Source organism: Streptomyces sp. NBC_01381, assembly GCF_026340305.1.
Classification (GTDB): Bacteria; Actinomycetota; Actinomycetes; order Streptomycetales; family Streptomycetaceae; genus Streptomyces.
In genome coordinates, this window is record NZ_JAPEPI010000001.1 from 3217757 (window position 1) to 3235870 (window position 18114).

At 65.9% G+C, this 18114-nt stretch carries 11 protein-coding genes; 8 read left to right on the forward strand and 3 right to left on the reverse strand.

Going from position 1 to position 18114, the window contains the following annotated elements; translation table 11 throughout:
* Positions 1-48: 48 nt before the first annotated feature.
* Positions 49-255, reverse strand: a complete 207-nt coding sequence (locus OG453_RS15040) for a DUF397 domain-containing protein (RefSeq protein ID WP_266868152.1) — start codon at positions 253-255, stop codon at positions 49-51.
* Positions 252-1073: a helix-turn-helix transcriptional regulator gene (locus tag OG453_RS15045; protein ID WP_266869872.1), complete on the reverse strand. Its 822-nt coding sequence runs from the start codon at positions 1071-1073 to the stop codon at positions 252-254. The genes OG453_RS15040 and OG453_RS15045 overlap by 4 nt, the downstream gene beginning before the upstream one ends.
* Positions 1074-1365: 292 nt before the next feature.
* Here OG453_RS15045 and OG453_RS15050 point away from each other — a divergent pair, with 292 nt between their 5' ends.
* Positions 1366-1878 carry an ATP-binding protein gene (locus OG453_RS15050; protein ID WP_323178653.1) on the forward strand — a complete coding sequence of 171 codons (513 nt, stop codon included), beginning with the start codon at positions 1366-1368 and terminating at the stop codon, positions 1876-1878.
* Positions 1879-1973: 95 nt separating this feature from the next.
* Entirely contained in the window at positions 1974-3887 is a 1914-nt protein-coding gene (locus OG453_RS15055) for an ATP-dependent endonuclease (protein ID WP_266868154.1), read from the forward strand.
* A 99-nt stretch (positions 3888-3986) separates the two neighbouring features.
* Here the strand turns inward: OG453_RS15055 and OG453_RS15060 are convergent, their stop codons facing one another.
* Positions 3987-5483: a hypothetical protein gene (locus OG453_RS15060; RefSeq protein ID WP_266868155.1), complete on the reverse strand. Its 1497-nt coding sequence runs from the start codon at positions 5481-5483 to the stop codon at positions 3987-3989.
* Positions 5484-5866: 383 nt separating this feature from the next.
* Between OG453_RS15060 and OG453_RS15065 the strand changes: the two genes are divergently transcribed.
* The 6 genes from OG453_RS15065 to OG453_RS15090 all read left to right on the forward strand — a co-directional run bounded on the left by OG453_RS15065 (position 5867) and on the right by OG453_RS15090 (position 18098).
* Positions 5867-7216 carry a PIN-like domain-containing protein gene (locus tag OG453_RS15065; protein WP_266868156.1) on the forward strand — a complete coding sequence of 450 codons (1350 nt, stop codon included), beginning with the start codon at positions 5867-5869 and terminating at the stop codon, positions 7214-7216.
* A gap of 94 nt (positions 7217-7310) precedes the next feature.
* Positions 7311-7946 carry a hypothetical protein gene (locus OG453_RS15070; protein ID WP_266868157.1) on the forward strand — a complete coding sequence of 212 codons (636 nt, stop codon included), beginning with the start codon at positions 7311-7313 and terminating at the stop codon, positions 7944-7946.
* A gap of 126 nt (positions 7947-8072) precedes the next feature.
* Positions 8073-11912 (forward strand): PglY protein, encoded by a 3840-nt coding sequence (locus OG453_RS15075; RefSeq protein ID WP_266868158.1) that lies wholly within the window; start codon positions 8073-8075, stop codon positions 11910-11912.
* A complete protein-coding gene (gene pglZ, locus OG453_RS15080) occupies positions 11912-14644 on the forward strand; it encodes a BREX-2 system phosphatase PglZ (RefSeq protein WP_266868159.1) in 2733 nt (910 codons plus the stop codon). Before OG453_RS15075 ends, pglZ begins: the two co-directional genes overlap by 1 nt.
* Complete coding sequence (brxD, locus tag OG453_RS15085) at positions 14641-15972, forward strand: BREX system ATP-binding protein BrxD (protein ID WP_266868160.1); 1332 nt, start codon at positions 14641-14643, stop codon at positions 15970-15972. Before pglZ ends, brxD begins: the two co-directional genes overlap by 4 nt.
* Positions 15969-18098 (forward strand): DEAD/DEAH box helicase, encoded by a 2130-nt coding sequence (locus OG453_RS15090; protein ID WP_266868161.1) that lies wholly within the window; start codon positions 15969-15971, stop codon positions 18096-18098. Before brxD ends, OG453_RS15090 begins: the two co-directional genes overlap by 4 nt.
* Positions 18099-18114: the final 16 nt, after the last annotated feature.

Genomic DNA, 18114 nt, shown 5'->3' on the forward strand with positions numbered 1-18114 from the left:
CGGCTCACCGGGTATCTTCAGTGAGCTGCAAGCTGATGGTCATTCACCTCAATCCTGCGCGGCGAAGCCTATGAAAGTCGTCCAGCCTCGGGGGGAAACGGACAAGGATGGCCGCGCCGTGTCCTTCGAGTCGCGGATGTACACGCCGTTGGAGCAGACCGCCACCTCTATGCATTGGCCACCTTCGGCGCCGCTGTAGCTGCTCTTGACCCACGCCTGTTCATCGAGGGCACGAGTCGTCAGTTCGGCGTTCATAGCTCTCCCAGTAACTTCTCGATGTAGGCCAGCGACTCACTCGGGGTGAGGGCCTGCGCTCGGATGATGCCATAGCGGGCCGAGAGCGCACGTACCTCTTCTCGGTCCGTCACCAGCGTGCCCTTGCCCTGCGCTTCCGTGTACCCGAACTGATTGCCACCCTGCCGTGTCAGGACTGTGAAAGCTCCGTCCACGCCGGCGTTGTCCTCGCGGTCGAGCGGCATGATCTGGATCTCGACGTTGCGCTTCTGGCCGATCAGCAGGATCTGTTCAAGCTGTCCATGCTTTGCGGCTCGTCCTCCTAGCCCGCGTTTCACCACCGACTCCTCCATGACGAAGCTGAGCAACGGTGCGGGCCACTTGTTGAAGACCTCCTGCCGGATCAGTCGAGCCGCGACGCGTTGCTCGATGGTGTCCTCATTCAGCAGAGGTCGGCGCATGCCCAGCAGGGCCCGGGTGTATTCCTCGGACTGTAGGAGGCCGTTGACGATGTGGGTGTCGTACGCACGCAGCTCAACCGCCTCCGCCTCCAACCGCGCCGCATCCCGAAAGAACGCCGGATACTGGGCCCGAGCCACCTCCTCCTTCCCGGCCTTCAACACCCCACCCGCATCCAGCACTTCATCGGCTCTGTCGATGAACTTCGGCGACGAAATCCTCCGCCCCTGCTCAAACGACGCAATAGTCGACGCCGAGTACCCCGTCAACGCCCCGAACTCCGCCCGCTCCATCCCCACCCGCACCCGGAACAACTTCAACTGCCGCCCGAACACGTGCAGAATCCCCGCCCCGAACTCGCTCTCCGCCCCCAAGCCCATGGCGCCCACAGGGCCCTCCGAGTCGAGCTCCGCCCCAGACTCCGCCCGCCCCTGCCCCTGCTCATCCACACCCGACACCTCCCGCACCACCACCGCACCGGAACCCCGAACCCCGCACCTCGCACCTCGCGCGCCCAACGCGGCACGCCGGAGCCGGTCACGCCCCACCCCACGTACAAGCGCACTGCCAATGCGTACAACCCGCACCCGTCAGCGCATTCCTCCTGGTCAAAGCTACGCACACACCGGGACCGTCGACCCCATGAAACAAGCAACTCACTCCGACAGGCATATGCCGCAACAGCCAACACCTGCACGGGAGTTCGCCATGCGCTTCACATCAACCCCACGCGGCGCACGACTCGCCCGACGCCTCGTCTCCCACAGCCTCGACGCCTGGGGCCACCCCTACGACTCCGAGGCGAACACCACCGTCACGCTCATCTCCGCCGAACTCACCGCCAACGCGGTCCGCCACGGCCACGTCCCCGGCCGGGACTTCAACCTCCGCCTGACCGCGACCGACGACTCAGGCGCACCCGACGTCCGGATCCTCCGTACCCTCCGCATCGAAGTCACCGACACCCGAACCGAAAACCAGCCACCCCATGGAGCCCCCAGTGCCCCACCCGACGCAGAAGCGGAGTCCGGCCGAGGTCTGCTCCTCGTCGCCCACCTCGCCACCCGCTGGGGCGTCGAACCTCGACCCGCAGCCCCCGGAAAGACGGTCTGGGCCGAGTGCTCGTTCAGTCAGCCGTCGAATTTCAGACGGGGCGGCTCCGCCCCAAATCCCGTACGTCAATAATGACCTGATAGGTCGTCACCTTCACCACTAGCATCACAGTCGTCACAAGGGGCCCACCGGCCCTCCGTATCGAACTCTCAGGACTTCAGACGACCGTGAAGATCAAGCGCGTACGCATCGAGAATTTCTGCTGTCTACACAAAGTGGACATTGCCTTCGAGGAAATATCCTGCTTCATCGGCCCCACCGGTGTCGGCAAGTCCACCGTGCTGCGCGCACTCGATTGGTTCTTCAACGGCGAAAGGTCCCTCGCGCTCAGTACCGACGACGTCCACTCGGCCGCGGAGAGCGAGCGCATCTCCGTGGAGGTGGAGTTCGACGGGCTCACCGACGAGGACCGTGAGGCTCTGCAGCGGTACGCGCCCCAGGGCGCCGAGAGCATGAGTATCTGGCGGACCTGGCAGGACGGCGAGGACAAGATCACCGGCAAGGCTCTGGCCTACGCTCCCTTCGAGGAGGTCCGTCGGCACGAGAAGGCCATGGACCTGCGCCGCGCCTACAAGGAGCTCATGGAGAGCGACCCGAGCCTCGGCCTCAGGTCGGTCGGCAGCGCGGCCGCCGCCGAGGAGTCGATGCGCGTCTGGGAGTTGGCGCACCGCGACCAGCTCACCGAGACGGAGATCGAGGGCACCCACTTCTTCGGCTTCGCCGGCCAGAGCAAGCTCGCCGAGCTGATCGACTTCGTCTTCATCTCCGCCGACCTGCGTGCACACGAGGAGGCCGACGACCGCAAGAAGTCGGCGCTCGCCCGGATCCTCGACCACACCGTGGACCGCACGGAGGCGAACGAGCAGCTCGAGGCCATCGAGGAGAACGCGCACCAGGAGCGTCTCGACGTGCACTCCAAGGTGTACGGGCCCGTACTGGAGGACATTTCCGCCGCCCTGTCACGGGAGGTGGCCCAGTTCACCGTCGGACGCGAGATCGTCGTGTCGCCTGTCGTGCAGGCGCCGAAGCTCGCCCGGACAACCTTCCAGATCAGTGTCCAGGATGGGGCCGCGCAGACCTCCGTCCACCGGCAGGGGCACGGATTCCAGCGTGCTCTGATCATCGCCGCGCTCAAGCTGCTCGCCGAGCGTCGGCGTCCGGGCGGTGTGACGCGGACGCTGTGCCTCGCCATCGAGGAGCCGGAGCTCTTCCAGCACCCGCCGCAGGCGAGGGTCTTTGCCGAGGTGTTGCGCGGTCTCGTGGTATCCCCGGCCGGCCGGACCCAGGTGATGTACGCGACGCACCACCCCGTCTTCATCGAGTCGCGCAGCTACCACGAGGTCCGCCGGCTCAGCCGCGACGGTGGTACGGAGCATCCGGTCACCCGGGTGTCGCAGGTGTCCGAGGCCGAGCTGTGCCGGGACCTCTCGGAGCTGGTGAGTGAGGCGTCCATCCGGCGCAAGGCGGGCATCATGTGCGCCGGTACCTTGGCCGAGGGATTCTTCGCGCGAGCGGTGGTGCTCGTCGAGGGCAACACCGACGGGGCCGTCCTGACCGGCTGCGCTGAGCGGATGGGGCTGAGCCTCGGTGCGCAGGGCGTGAGTGTCATCGACGTCGGAGGCAAGAGCAACATCTTCCTCTGCCATGCGATTCTCACCGCCTTGGGCGTGCCCACCTACGTCGTCTTCGACGGGGATGCGGGCAAGGCAGAGCGCAGCAGGTCAGGGGTGCAGCAGCTTCCGGAGCCGGAGCGGCTTACCAAGGAGGCCAAGATCGAGGAGCAGACGCGCAAGGACGCCGAGGAGAACGCCAACCTCCTGGGGTACTTGGGTGCTCCGCGGACGCCCTGGCCTGCGACCGCCTCCGCTGCCACGCACGCAGTCTTTGAGGACACCTTGGAGGTCTTCCTCAACGACGCGTGGCCGTCTTGGGGCAGTAGGCGTCGGGAGCTGATCGACTCGGGGCACGGCTTCGGCGCAAAGAACACCGCCACCTATCGGGAGGCGGCGTTGAAGGCCGACTCCGGGCCTCCGTTCGAGCTGATCGCGATGCTTGAGAACGTGACGGCGATGGCTGGGTGACGGACTGGCGGCGGCGCCAGGTCAGTGGGGGATGACCATCACTGACCTGGCACCGTCATCGGTACACAACGCGTGAGCGCAACTGGGGCTGCGCTCGCTTCAGCGGCAGTTGCGTCCCGTCGATTCGCTGATCACTACGTCCTCCAGTCGAACGGAAAGTGATTCCGCTCGCCGTGGATCCCAGAGCCACACCCGGTCGCCGGACGGCCCAAAGGTGAGCAGAGACCTCTTGCTGTCCATCGGGCCGTTGAAGACAGAGAACTTCTTCTCCAAAGGCTCGACGCACACAAGCTTCCCCTCAAGCCCGTAGTACGTCGCTGGATTCGTCCCCGAGCGGGCGGCCACCCAGGCGCGTCCCGCGGCGTTTTGCGCGCCGGCCATTCCTGCGAGCATGGACATGCCGACGATGAAGATCGCCATCAATGGGACTCCGACCTTCACCATGCCCCGCGAGTGAACCAACTGGTGGTAGTGGCGCATCCACCCGGCAATGGCGAGGACGAGCAGTGCGAAGGCGAAGGCAGCGCCAAGAGGTTTGAGGGAGGCGGCATATCGCCAGTAGAGCGACGCTGGTGCAGCATCCGCGGGCATGCCGAAGCCGGTCCTGAGATAGACGGTGTGCAGCAGGCCCCCGAACCATGGCAACGCCAGAGCGAGCGCGGGGACCAGCGCCGGGATGGCCCAGTTGGCATTCCGGCTGAACCAGGAGTGGACCAGGGCGTATGCCAACCCATAGAGAACGAAGGCGAGAACTGTTATGCCCATCGCTGCGTATGTCAGGACGCGCGCTGCCTGAGCCGGTGGCCCAGGTGCAGAGATGGCCAGGAGGAAGCCAGAGGCTGTAGCCGCGCCGACGGCCATTGCTCCCCAGGCTAGTTGGGTCCGGAATGGCCTGGGACCGCGCGTAGCAAGGAGAGTGCGGCCAACCGGCCAGATGAGTACCAAGGTCATGATGAGCGGCAGCAGAATGCGTACGCCGTCGAACGCGGCGAGAGCGAAGCCGCAGCCGAGGGACAGTATCTCGCCTGTCAGAAGTGGCAGCGCGATGCGCCACCTCGCAGAGACCGGATCGGGCGGAGAGGCATCCGTGTCCCGCCCCTCCAGGCCAGTGGGGATGTGCAGTTGGAGCCTATCCGGGTCATACGGACGCCCGGTGAGTGCTCCGCTTTCCAGCCGCTCGGCGACAGACTCAGCGTCGGGCCGTCCGGGCTGCTTGACGATACGGAGTACGGTCACAGAATTGAGAAGGGCGCGTAGGCCGAAGAGCCGCGTCGGCGCATTTGTTTCCTTCTCGCGTGCGTGGAACACCGTCCGGTAGTCGTGTTCGAGGTCGTGCTCGATCAGCGCCGCGTCCACGACCCACAGTCCCGCCTGATGCAGACGGGCCAGGTTCTCGATTTCTCCAACAGCGGCCTGCACTGCACCGAAACGTGCGCCATGTAGCCGGACTTCTACGAGAAGTCCACGTCTGCCGGCTCCGATCGGCTCGGAATGCGGAGCCTCCCGTGACCGGACGGACCAGCCTCGCCCCTCGAGCAGTTGGGTGGCGAGGCTGATCTCGTCCGGTGCGTCGATGGCGGCGACGAGCACCTCCACCCGCCGGTTGAACGGCTCCGCAGGCAGTGATGCCGCTGCTGTCTCATCCGTCGTCGGAGATGGTGCGGATCCGTTTCTGGGTGGTGGGACCAACCCAGGCGGATTCCTTCGTGGCGGGCGCAGCATTCGCGGCATTTCGGCGATCCTTGGGGTCGTGCCGGTGTCGGCGAGAGCGGTGTGTCGAAGTGCCCAACGATACGAATGGCTATGGAGAGTTGGCTGATACCTGACTCTCGCCAGAGGGCCTCCGAGCTGGAAGAATGCCCGCACGCCCGCAGGAGCTACGGGGTCGCGCACGGGGAGCAGCACACACCATGTCGTACACAGGACCGACTGACGACCAGCCGGAGCCGGTCGCCCCGGAGCGAGGCATCTTCGACTGTGTGGAAGCCCACCGCAGTCCATTGCCCGGGGACTATGAACGGGTCTTCCAGACAGGCATGGTCGTCCTCGACACGAACGTGCTTCTCAATCTCTATCGCTCCAACGAGCGGACCCGCCTCGACACCCTCGCCGTCCTGAACAAGCTGCGCGACCGGATCTGGGTGCCGCATCAGGTGCTCACCGAGTTCTGGCGCAACCGAGAGTCCAAGTCGGTACGCCATCATCACAGCACCAAGGCGAAAGAAGTCAGCGTTGCCCTCGACCGCGTGCGGCGGTCGGTGGGAGACGCAGTCGACCGCTGGGTCAAGGATGTGCGACTGAAGCCCGACGAAGACGTCACCCAGCGGATCCAGGAAGGGCTGAAGGTCCTGGGCGAGACGATGGACGGGCTGAGGCAGATCGTCGATGGGCAGGCGCAACGCGATGCGCTGTCCGGCACTTCGGCGACGCACACCGACCCGGTCCTTTCTGCACTGGAGCCGTTGTTAAAAGGGCGGATCGGTGAGCCCCTTCCGCAGGCCGACTACGACAAGGCCGTCCAAGACGCACAGAAGAGGGCCGACGACGAAGTTCCGCCCGGGTATGAGGACTTCAGGACGAAGCCGCCAGAGCAGGCTGCCGGTGACTACCTGCTCTGGCTGCAGGTCCTGCAGGAGGCCGAACGCCGCGCATGCGATGTTCTTCTGGTCACGGGTGACGTGAAGAAGGACTGGTGGACCCCGAGGGATGGAGACATCCTGGCGCGGCCAAGGCCGGAGCTGGTGAACGAGATGCGGGACATCGCAGGCACGCGTCTTTACATGCTCACCCCCGGAGAACTGCTCACCACTGCGGAGGGCTTGCTCGAAGGTCTTCAGGTCGACGAGGACTCTGTCAATGATCTTGAACAACTGGGCAGCGCCGACCGAGAGGAAGACGCTCCCGAGGGTGGCTGGACGCGGCAGACGCTCGACCTCTTCATCAAGGAACTACGGCTCCGCTACCAGGCACAGGCCAAGGTGATCATCGCGGCTGCGGCCAACGACGGTTTCGTGGACCGGGCGACGGTGTATGAGCTCGCCGGGTACCCGGGGGACCGGCAGCTCAAGGGGTTCACGCGACCCGTCAGCACCGTGGCCAGAGAACTGGAGGATGAGGGGGAGCTGAGCGGGGAGGAGCCCTTCCTCCTGCACACCATCTACGGCTCAGTGACGGAGCCGTCTTGGGCGACGGGGTTCCGCATTCCTGATGAGACCATTCCGCTGCTGCGCGAGAGTTTCGAAGGCGGGCCGCTCTGGCCAGTCTCGCCCAGGGATGTTGTAGAGCCCGACGACGGTGAGATGAAAGGCCCGGAGCGCGGCGACGAGTAGCCGCCTACCAGCCCACTGGCCGGATCGCATTCTTGCGTCCACTTCCCCTGCCTGTCACACAGAGAGCGGCGGGGTGTGAGACGGGGAGGGCGATGTGAGCGCGTCAGGAGATGGGAACGGGCACGGAAACAGCGGGAGCGGGACCACTTCGTCATGGGCCAGGAAGAAGTTCGGCAAGGACGCGGCGCGGCTGACCGCTGCCGTACCCGAGCGGCTGCACCGGGCACATCTTCGCGCTCAAGCGGGATACAAGGCATCCGGGCTGAAGCGTCCGGGGGCGTCGTACGGCCACACTCTCGGGGATGCCGTACGGGAGGAGCTGGCGCAGGAAGCCGAGGAGCTGGGCGGTCTCGTTCGGTCGCTTCGAGGCAAGGACTACGCGGTCATCAACGACCACGTGCTCTTCCCTTTCAAGTACGACAGCCGTCCGGTCCCTGTGGAGCAGGCACGGATGAAGGACGCGTCAGAGGTGCGGCGTCGGTTGTTCGGTGCGCACGGGCCCGAGGAACAGGACGCCATCTTTCCTGCGGACGAGTACACCACTGAGGAGTACGACCGGCTCCATGAGGCATTCGAGGAACTCGGGCGTACGGCGAAACTCGTTTCTCTCTTCTTCACTTGCGACCCGGAGAACGGCGTCCACTCCATCCACTGGGGAGAAGCCCGGCTCGAACCCGATGGGACCTTCTCCTGGGCTCACCGGGAAGAGCTTCCCGCCGTCGGGGCGTGACATCGGATCTCGCGGCAGCGATGTTCGAATGCCCAGGTTGCCACCTGCTTGGGGCTGGCAAGATTGGGGTGACGTGCGCGCTGCGCGGAACATGTGAATCGCTGACCGAGGGAACGAGAGCTGCTGATGTCCACGACCGATCTCTTCCTGCGAGATGTCATCGACATCAAGGAAGACGTCCACGCCGGCGATTTCAAGGTGGAGCTGACAGGTGGCTTCACTGAGACTGATGCCCGCGTCGCCGAGTATGTGGTCACGGACCAGCTCAAACAGGCCTTTGGCCGTGCGCTCGGGATGGTGCGGGCGGCGGTGCGCAGCGGGAACTCGCACGCCGCGTATCTGCACGGGTCGTTCGGCTCCGGTAAGAGCCACTTCCTCACCGTCCTGCATGCCGTCCTCAACAACGAGCCGTCTGCGCGCGCGAAGCCGCGCCTGCAGGAAGTGATCGCCGAGCACGACGACTGGCTGCGCGGCAAGAAGTTCCTCATGGTGCCGTACCACCTCGTCGGCTCCACCGACCTGGACTCGGCGCTGCTCGGCGGATACGTCGCCACGGTGCGCAGGCTGCATCCAGGGGCGCCGACGCCTCCCGTCTTCCGGGCTGATGCGATGCTCGCGGATGCCGCGAACCTGCGGGCGAGCATCGGGGACGAGTCGTTCGTCAAGCTGCTGCCGGGGGCAGCGGAAGGCGCCGGGAGCGAGGGCGGCGACCTTGACGATCTCGATGTCATCGATGGGTCTGGAAGTGGTTGGACTGCGGGCGAGCTGGACCGGGCTTTCGCAGCGCCCGCCGGGGACGCGTTGCGCGACCGGCTGGTTTCCGCGCTCCTAACGGGGCCCATGGCTTCGTACGCGCAGGGCGCCCGTGGTGACGCACAGGCGTTCCTTCCGTTGGAGAACGGGCTCGCTGTCATCAGCCGGCACGCGAAGTCGCTCGGCTACGACGGCATCGTGCTCTTCCTCGACGAGCTGATCCTTTGGCTGCAGGCTCATATGTCGAACCGGGAGAAGGTCAACTCGGAGGTCAGCAAGCTCGTCAAGCTGATCGAGTCCGGTGACAGCTCGCGGCCGCTGCCGATCGTGTCCTTCATCTCCCGGCAGCGAGACCTTTCTCAGCTCGTCGGCGCGGACGTCGTGGGCGCCGACGTGAAGAACCTGGAACAGCAGGTCGAGTATCTCGCCGGACGCTTCGACGTGATCAGCCTTGAGGACCGCAACCTTCCGGAGATCATCAAGGAGCGCATTCTCAAGCCGAAGAACAACGAGGCCCGTGCCGCCCTCGACGGCGCATTCAGCGCGATCGAGTCCACCAACGCGCAGGTCAAGGACGTCCTCCTGGACGCCAATGGCGCCACACACGCGGACTGGGCCGACTTCCGTGCCGTATATCCGCTCTCTCCGGCGCTGCTGAACGTGCTCGTCGCGCTGTCAGGTGCTTTGCAGCGCGAGCGGACCGGTTTGAAGCTGCTGCAGGAGATGCTGCGCCGACGCCGGGCCGACTTCCAGCTCGGCCAGCTGATTCCTCTGGGTGACCTGTGGGACGTGCTGTCGGACGGAACCGGCGAAGCCTTCACCGACCGGCTGCGCAATGAGGCTGAGGCGGCGCACAACTTCCACGCGAAGGTGCGGGCGTACCTGCTCGAGAAGTACGGATCCGAGACCCATGAGAAGTTCATCGCCGACGAGCGCTTCGTCAAGACACTTCTGCTTGCAGCCCTCGCCCCTGATGTGCCCGCACTCAATCGGCTGACTGGTACCCGCCTCGCGGCCCTCAACCATGGCTCGATCCGCTCTCGTACCGTCGCACCGGGATCGATGGTGGTGGGCCGACTTCGGGAGCTGCAAGCCGAGTTCGGCGAGATCCGGGCCGACGGCGATCAGGACCCGGTCTTCACCCTTCACCTGTCCGACCTCGACATCGAGCCGCTCCTCGACATGGTCGCCGACGAGGACCGCACCGGAGCCCGGCGGATCTGGGTCAGGGACCAGCTGTGGAAGGCGCTGGGGCTGAAGGACACCGGTGCGTTCGTCTGCGAGCACGAGATCGTCTGGAAGGGGACGCGGCGCACCGCGGAGTTCGTTTTCGAAAACGTACGAGACAGCGTGCAGCTGCCCGGCGAGCAGTTCAGGCCGGGCGTCGACGGGCGAGTCCGGTTCATCCTGGACTACCCCTTCGATGACGGTCAGCACTGGCCCAGCGACGACGCGCGACGCATTGACGAGTTGCGTGCCGAAGGGCTCATGGCCCCGACGCTTGTCTGGTTGCCGTCCTTCTTCTCGGAGCAGAAGAACGCTCAGCTCGGCCGCCTCATCAAGATCAACTATCTCCTTGAGCGGGACCGGCTCGACGACTACGCCGGGCATCTTGCGTCGGACGACCGGGTGCGAGTCCGCCACCAACTCGCGGCACAGCGAGACACGCTCACCACGCAGCTGTCGGCGACGCTCGGACAGCTGTACGGCATCGCCAAGGCGGAGGAGAGCAGTTTCTCCGTCGAAGTCGATGGCGGAGTGCACGTCCTGTCGCTGCTGCCGGAGTACGGCAGGCCACAGCTGCAGGGTGCCAAGTCGTTCCAGGACAACATGCTTCACCTGGCCGACGGCGTCTTCGGAGCGCTGTACCCCAAGCACCCGGACTTCGACCGGGCGCGGGAGCGCAAGGCGGTGACCCTGTCGGAGCTGAAGACTGCGCTTACCTGGATCACCCGGGCCATGGACGACGGCGGGAAGCGCGTCGAGGTCGACAGCCACCACCTCAAGATCGTTAAGAGGATCGTCGAGCCGCTGGAGCTCGGACAGGTTCACGACGGCCCGCTCGTGCTGCGCAACGACTGGCGTGGCCGGATCAACCAGTGTGCGAATCAGCATCGACCCGGGGAAGAGGACCTCGCTGCCGACGAGATCCGTGAGTGGATCGTCAAGGACCTCGGCTGGAGTGGGCTCGACAAGAACATCAGCAACCTGATCATTGCCACTTATGCGCTCCTTGACGGCAGGGCTTGGCTCTACCACGGCAGCCCTCTGCCGCAGCCGCCCGAACTGGAGCGCATCGGCTCGGGTACGGGGCTACGGGCACAGGAGCTGCCGAGCGAGGAGGAGTACGCAACGGCCCGTGAGAGGGCGGCGAAGATCTTCGGGCTGCCTGTCCAGCACCACCTCTCGGTGGGCAACGTCAGCAAGCTCTATGCTCGTGCACGCGACAAGATCGACACGCTCGAGCAGCCGGTCAACGCCGTTCGCACCTCCCTTGGCAGGCACGCCGCAGCCCTGGGAATCGACCCGAATGCAAGCGCGCGAGTCCGGTCCGGGCGGCATGCCGCGGACCTGCTGGCCCGCCTGGGGCGCCACCGGGATGCGACCGCCCTCGTGCGGGAGCTGGCCGCGCTGTCGTACGACGTGAGTGACGAAATACTCGCCGTGGCGATCAGCTCCGCTCCCGAGGTGCTGAAGGCGCTGGACGGTGCCGACTGGGGGCTGCTGGAGAGCGTGCAGGAATTCGCGGGGCGTCAGGACAGCGTCGGTGAGCGTGCCGATCGGCTTCTCGAGGAGGTTGCCCAGGCTGCCGCGGTCAGCGAGTTCGAGCGGTCACTCATTCCGATCCTGGATGGCATTCGCGGCAAGGCTGTTGCTCTCGTACGGGACGCGGCCAGGCTTGCGCAGGTAGCGGAGCCGGTCACCACTCCGGAGCCCAGTCAGGGCACGGCGGACGACGTCTCCTTGACGCAGCACGGGAATCCTGCCGTGTCCTCCCAGCAGCAAGCCCGGCAGAGCGGCATCGCGTCCACTGCGGCCCATTCCCGCTCCGTACACCTGGAGCCGACCCACCTCGAGATCGAGCTGAACAGTTTGTGGGACGACATCCTTGCCTTCTCCGCAGCCAACCCGGGGATGACTGTGAAGGTCACCTGGCATGCCGTGCCCAAGGATGGCGACGCTGAAATCTCGGACGCTGAGGCACAGCACTGATGGCGGTGCGGCCGCTCGTCAACCGGCGGATCATCGAAGCGCTCCTCGACACCGAGATGCGGCGAGCACGCGACCGCCGGCTGCTCCTGGTCAACGCTCGCTATGACGACTCGGCGCCGACTGATTTCACGGCGCGTGTCGACGGGGCCCAGCGTCGAGTGCACGTCAGCGCCGAGGACTCGGTTCTCGGCATCGTCGACGCTTGGCAGCGGCACCTGGCGGCAGAGGACGGGGACCGGCTGCTGGTCATCGCGAGCGGCGTGTCCGTCACACAGTTGGGATGGGACATTCGCGCCCACGCAGTCGGACGGCGGAGCCTGGGAGTGGACCGGGCGGAGATCGTCAAGCAGCTGTTCGGCGCCACCGACCTCGACCCGCGGATGTACCGCGAGACTTGGCTGCTCGACGCGTTGCTGGAAGCCGAGCCCGCACAAGGGTGGCCGCGTGGTGGAGCGGTACTCACCCGGGATGCTGCGGTGCGGGCTCTTGTCGACGAGCGGCTGAGCCTCTCTGCTTCTGAAGGCCAAGGCCCGTTGGACTTGGACGCCGATGCGCTCCTCGCCTGGTCCCGTACGGTGGCGGGCCCCGCGCGGTTCGCCGAGCTGCCGGAGGCGGAGCGCGCGGGACTCACGGTGTGGCTCACGGGGATCGTCGGCGCTGCCGCTCCCACACTGTTGGCTCTCGTAGCCGACGGTCGTGGACAGGAAGCCATGGCGCTCGGTGTTCTGGGGTCCGTGCTCAGTTCCCCCGAGGCGCCTGCAGGTGCGACCTTTGCGCTGGGCGGTCTCTTCGGGGCCACACTCCGATCGTCCGACGATCTTCCGCCCTTCACCGACGCCGTCACTGGAACCCTCGCCCGCTGGATTGCCCAGGCCGAGAGCAATAGCGCTCTCGGTGCCGAAGCACGCGAGCGTGTCTACGCGGTACTGGACCGAGCCGACGAGCTGGCCGTCACCGCAGGACTCCATCAGGCGCTGCGCGCCGATCCTCTCCTGCCCTCAGGCATGAAGACCCGGCTTCGCGACCTCGCCGCTGCCCTGGACGGTTCCGTGCCCGACGCGGAAAACAGACTCGGGCAAGTTCTCGACCACCAGCTGGCACGCCTGCACCCGGCGAGCTGCGATGCGGCACGCATGGCCATAAGGCTCGTGCGGTGGCTGAACGAGCCGACTTCTGCTGTGGAGTCGGTCGCACAAGCAGTCAGCGAGAACGTCGCCCAATGGGGTTGGGTGGACCGGGCACTTGCTGTTCTGTCTGCTGGTGACCCCATAGGGGATCCGGTGGTGGGGCAGGCGTACCACCGGCTGATCGCTCTGGCGCGCGCGAGGCGCGGTGCCCTGGACGAGCAGTTCGGCAACCGGTTCGCCGCGTGGACGAGGACGGCGGCGACTGCATCGCCTGGTGGTGTGCTGCTCATCGAGGACGTTCTGGCGAAGCTTGTTGTGCCGCTCGCGTCGCAGGCGCCACCGCTTCTGCTGGTACTGGACGGGATGAGCGCGGCGGTCGCGGCGCAATTGAGCGACGAGATCGACCGGCGGGTATGGACGGAAGTAGTCCCCAAGCAGTCCGACTCCACGGCACGGAGATTGGCAGCCGCGTCCATGGTGCCGTCGGTCACCACCATCAGCCGGGCCTCGTTGCTGAGCGGGCAGCCGACCGCGGGAGGGCAGGCAGTCGAGGCAAGCGGCTTTGCGGCGTTCTGGCGGCGGCACCGACGCGCCGGGGTGCTGTTCCACAAGGGGCAGATCGGTGGCGCGGAGGGACACCGGCTTGCTCCCGAACTGCTGGAAGCACTCGCCGGTGAAAGCGTGGTCGGCGTGGTGCTCAACACCATCGACGATGCACTCGATCACGGGCAGGAAGGGGAGCAGACCACGTGGCGGCTGCGGGACATCAGCCATCTTCTGGATCTGTTCAACGCGGCACGTGGCTATGGCAGACCATTGGTTCTTGTCTCCGATCACGGGCATGTACTCGATCGCTCCGAGCCAGGGCAAGGCCCAACGGATGCTCCCGGTGCGAAGCGCGCCAGATGGCGCACTGGCCAGGCATCTGACGGTGAAGTCGAACTGAGCGGTCCGCGTGTTCTGGAAGGCGACGGAACAATCGTCGCGCCGTGGCGCGAGGATATCCGTTACACGCCCCGCAAGGCCGGGTATCACGGCGGGGCATCGCCTGCGGAGGTAACTGTGCCAGTCATCGTGCTGGTGCCCTCGCAGGACCTCAAGCCGGCGAGCTGGACCGTACTGCCGAGCGAGCAGGTCGTACCGCCGTGGTGGCACACGCGTGTGGAGGCCCGCGCGGTTGCAGAGCCGTTGGACGAACCCGTTCGCAAGACGAGCCGCCGACGGCTGACGACGCAGGACGGCGAAGGGCTGTTCGCGGCTACAGAGGTGGCGCAGGAAGCCTCGACACTCGGCGACCGGGTCGTGCGCTCTGACCGGTACAAGGCGCAGAAGGCGTTCGTACGGCGCCCACCGGACGCCAAGGCGGTCGCGGCCGTCATCGACGCGCTCGCGGGAGTCGGGGGCAAACTCACCCCTGATGCCGTCGCGGCCGCGGCTGCCGCGGCGACAGGGCGGTCGCAGCGGAACGCAGAGATCTTCATCACCGTGGTGCAGCGGTTGCTGAACGTCGAAGGCTATGGCGTGATCAACCTGGTGGAGGCCGGACGGATCGTCGAGCTGAACGTGCCCCTCCTGAAAGAGCAGTTCGGAACGGAGGAGCCGTGAGTGGAGTCACTGAGGTAAGTGCTGCACGCCGCCGGGAGGTGATCGATGCTCTGCGGCGCGGGACTGTTCCCCAGGCGGGGCTCGACCTGTTCGCTGTGGGGCTCGACCGGTTCACCGGAGCACTCGACGACGACATCGCCACGGTTGCCGGCAGTGGCTCCGCATTCCACGCCATCCGTGGAGAGTACGGATCCGGCAAGACGTTCTTCGCTCGGTGGTTGGCCGAGCGCGCCAAGCGTGCCGGGCTTGCGACGGCGGAAGTGCAGATCTCCGAGACGGAGACACCACTGCATCGGCTGGAGACCGTCTACCGGAGACTCACGGAGAGGCTGGCCACCGCCACACACCAGCCGAGCGCGATGCGAGCCGTCGTGGACTCGTGGTTCTACACGCTGGAGGAGGAGATCCTCGACGCGGGCGAGGTGGCGGACGACGACGAGAAGGCATTGGCGGAAGCCGTCGATGCGCTGATGGAGCAGCGTCTGGCCGATGTCGCGCGCACCACGCCTGCGTTCGCTGCGGCACTGCGCGGCTACCACCAGGCACGTGCGGCGGGGGACGCTGCCACTGCCGAGGCACTCATTGCCTGGCTGGGCGGGCAGAAATCAGTGGCGGCCTCCGCACGGCGGTCAGCCGGTGTCCGCGGAGACCTCGATCACTTCGCCGCTCTGGGATTCCTGCAAGGTCTTCTCACGGTTCTGCGGGACTGCGGTCATCCCGGCCTGTTGGTGGTCCTCGACGAGATCGAAACGCTTCAGCGGGTGCGCGGTGACGTACGGGAGAAGGGCCTCAACGCGCTGCGGCAGCTGCTTGATGAGATCGACGCCGGCCGTTTTCCCGGCCTGTTCCTCGTCATCACGGGCACGCCCGCCTTCTACGACGGCCAGCAGGGAGCCCAGCGACTGGCCCCGCTCGCCCAGCGTCTCGCGACCGACTTCACCACGGAGCCCCGCTTCGATTCTCCGCGCGCAGTGCAGCTGCGGCTCACCGGCTTTGACCTGGCCAGGCTGGGCGAACTCGGCCGGAATGTCAGGGACTTGTATGCAGGTGCAGCCCGTCACCCCGAGAGGATCGCGGCGCACGTGGACGATGCGTACATCGATGAGCTGGCCACTGCTGTGACCGGAGGACTGGGGGGCAAGGTCGGGGTGGCGCCGCGCCTCTTCTTGCGCAAGCTCATCGCAGACGTACTGGATCGGGTCGATGAATTCGGAGACTTCGACCCGCGTCAGCACTACGCGCTGACCGTCTCCAGCGCAGAGCTGAACGAAGTGGAGCGCAACGCAGCCGCGTCGAATGCCGACGACATCGAACTGGACCTGCCGTGAGCGGCTTTGCCGACCTCGATCCCGTCCTGGCCCATCACATCGTCAACTCCCTGGGCTGGCGCGGACTGCGCCCCCTGCAGGAAGCGGCGATCGGCCCCGTCATGGCCGGCGAGGATGCAGTGCTACTGGCACCGACGGCCGGTGGCAAGACAGAGGCAGCCAGTTTTCCGCTGCTGTCGAGAATGACGGCCGAGCACTGGACCGGGACTTCGCTGCTGTACGTGTGCCCGCTCAAAGCCCTGCTCAACAACCTGCTGCCACGGCTCGAAACGTACAGCGGGTGGCTGGGGCGCTCGGCGGCCCTGTGGCACGGTGATGTGACGGCCTCGAGAAGGAAACGAATCCTGGCTGAGCGGCCGGACATCCTGCTGACCACACCGGAGTCACTGGAGGCAATGCTGGTCAGCGCGCATACCGACCACAAGACATTCTTTGCGGGGCTGCGCGCCGTTGTCGTCGACGAGGTCCATGCCTTTGCCGGTGATGACCGGGGCTGGCATCTGCTCGCCGTACTCGAACGACTGCAGAAGACCGTCGGGCGTCCGGTACAGCGCGTCGGCCTTTCTGCGACGGTGGGCAACCCGGCCGAACTGCTGTACTGGCTCCAGGGTGCGGCAGCCGGACAACGGCCGTCACGGGTCGTTGCTCCGCATCTTGACGAAGCCCCTGTACAGCCGAGTGCGGCAACGCCCATCGCCGATATCCAGCTCGATTACGTCGGTTCGGTCGAAAACGCTGCCACCGTCATCGCTTCCCTCCACCGTGGTGAGAAGCGCCTCGTCTTCTGTGAGTCGCGGCGGTTGGTCGAGGAGCTGGGCGAGAAGTTGCGTCTGAGAGGTGTTGCGACGTATCTCTCGCATGCCTCGCTTTCGGTGGACGAGCGGCGGCGTGCAGAGGAAGCGTTCGCTGAGGCCCGCGACTGTGTCATCGTCTCGACGAGCACGCTTGAACTAGGTATTGACGTGGGCGACTTGGATCGGGTGATCCAGCTCGATGCGCCCGCCACCGTGGCCTCCTTCCTGCAGCGCCTGGGACGTACAGGGCGCAGGGCGGACACCATGCGCAACTGCCTGTTCCTGGCGTTGAGTCGGGATGGGCTACTGGCTGCGGCTGCGCTCCTGCTGCAGTGGTCGAAGGGCTGGGTGGAACCGGTCACGGCTCCGCCCGATCCGCGGCACATCGTGGCCCAGCAGATCATCGCCCTCTGTCTGCAAGAGCATCAGGTGGGTGATCAGCTCTGGGCGGAGTGGTGGAACGGATTCGGCCCCTTTGCAGGGTCAGCCGCCGAGCCGATCGTGCGGCACCTTGTCAGCGAGGGGTATCTGGATCAGGACTCCGGCATGCTGTTCATCGGCCCCGAAGCTGAGCGCCGATTCGGGCACCGGCATTTCATGGGACTCACCGCGGTGTTCACTGCCCCACCTCAGTTCACGGTGATGCAGGGCCGCACCGAGATCGGCAGGACTGACCCGGACCTGCTGACCGAGAACATCGAGGGACCGCGCAAGCTGCTTCTGGCAGGCCGGAGTTGGCTGGTCACCTATATCGACTGGCAGCGGAAGCGCTGCTTCGTGGAGCCGGTCGAGGGGGGAGGCAAAGCCAAGTGGAGCGGATTCGGATTCGAGCGGGTGACGTCCTTCGAGCTGACCCGAGCCGTACGTGAGGTCCTGCTTGGGACGGACCCGGATGTGGTGCTCACCAAGCGTGCCGATGCGGCTCTTGCAGAGGCAAGAGAGCACTTCTTGGACCACGTGCATCCTGGTGGCACGCTGGTCATCCGTGGTTCTGCGGGCTACCTGCAGTGGTGGACCTGGGCGGGACATCGAGCCAATGCCACGCTCGCGGCGTCCCTCGGAGCCATTGCTTCTCCTGCACAACGTGCCAACGACTGCTGGATTCGGTTGAGGGAAGACATCAACCCACAAACTTGGAAGCAGGCCGTTGCAGATGCACTGCAGCAGCTCTGCCTCCCTGCTGTCGATGAACGTGCTGTAAAGGGACTCAAGTTTGCCGAAGCACTGCCACAGCGTCTCGCCCAAGCGACTCTCGCTGCACGGTTCGCCGACTTGGAGGGTGCACATGCTGTCCTCGAGGCGCCTGCGAGGTTTGTCGTCGATTCTGGTTGAGGCTTGCATTGGCTCT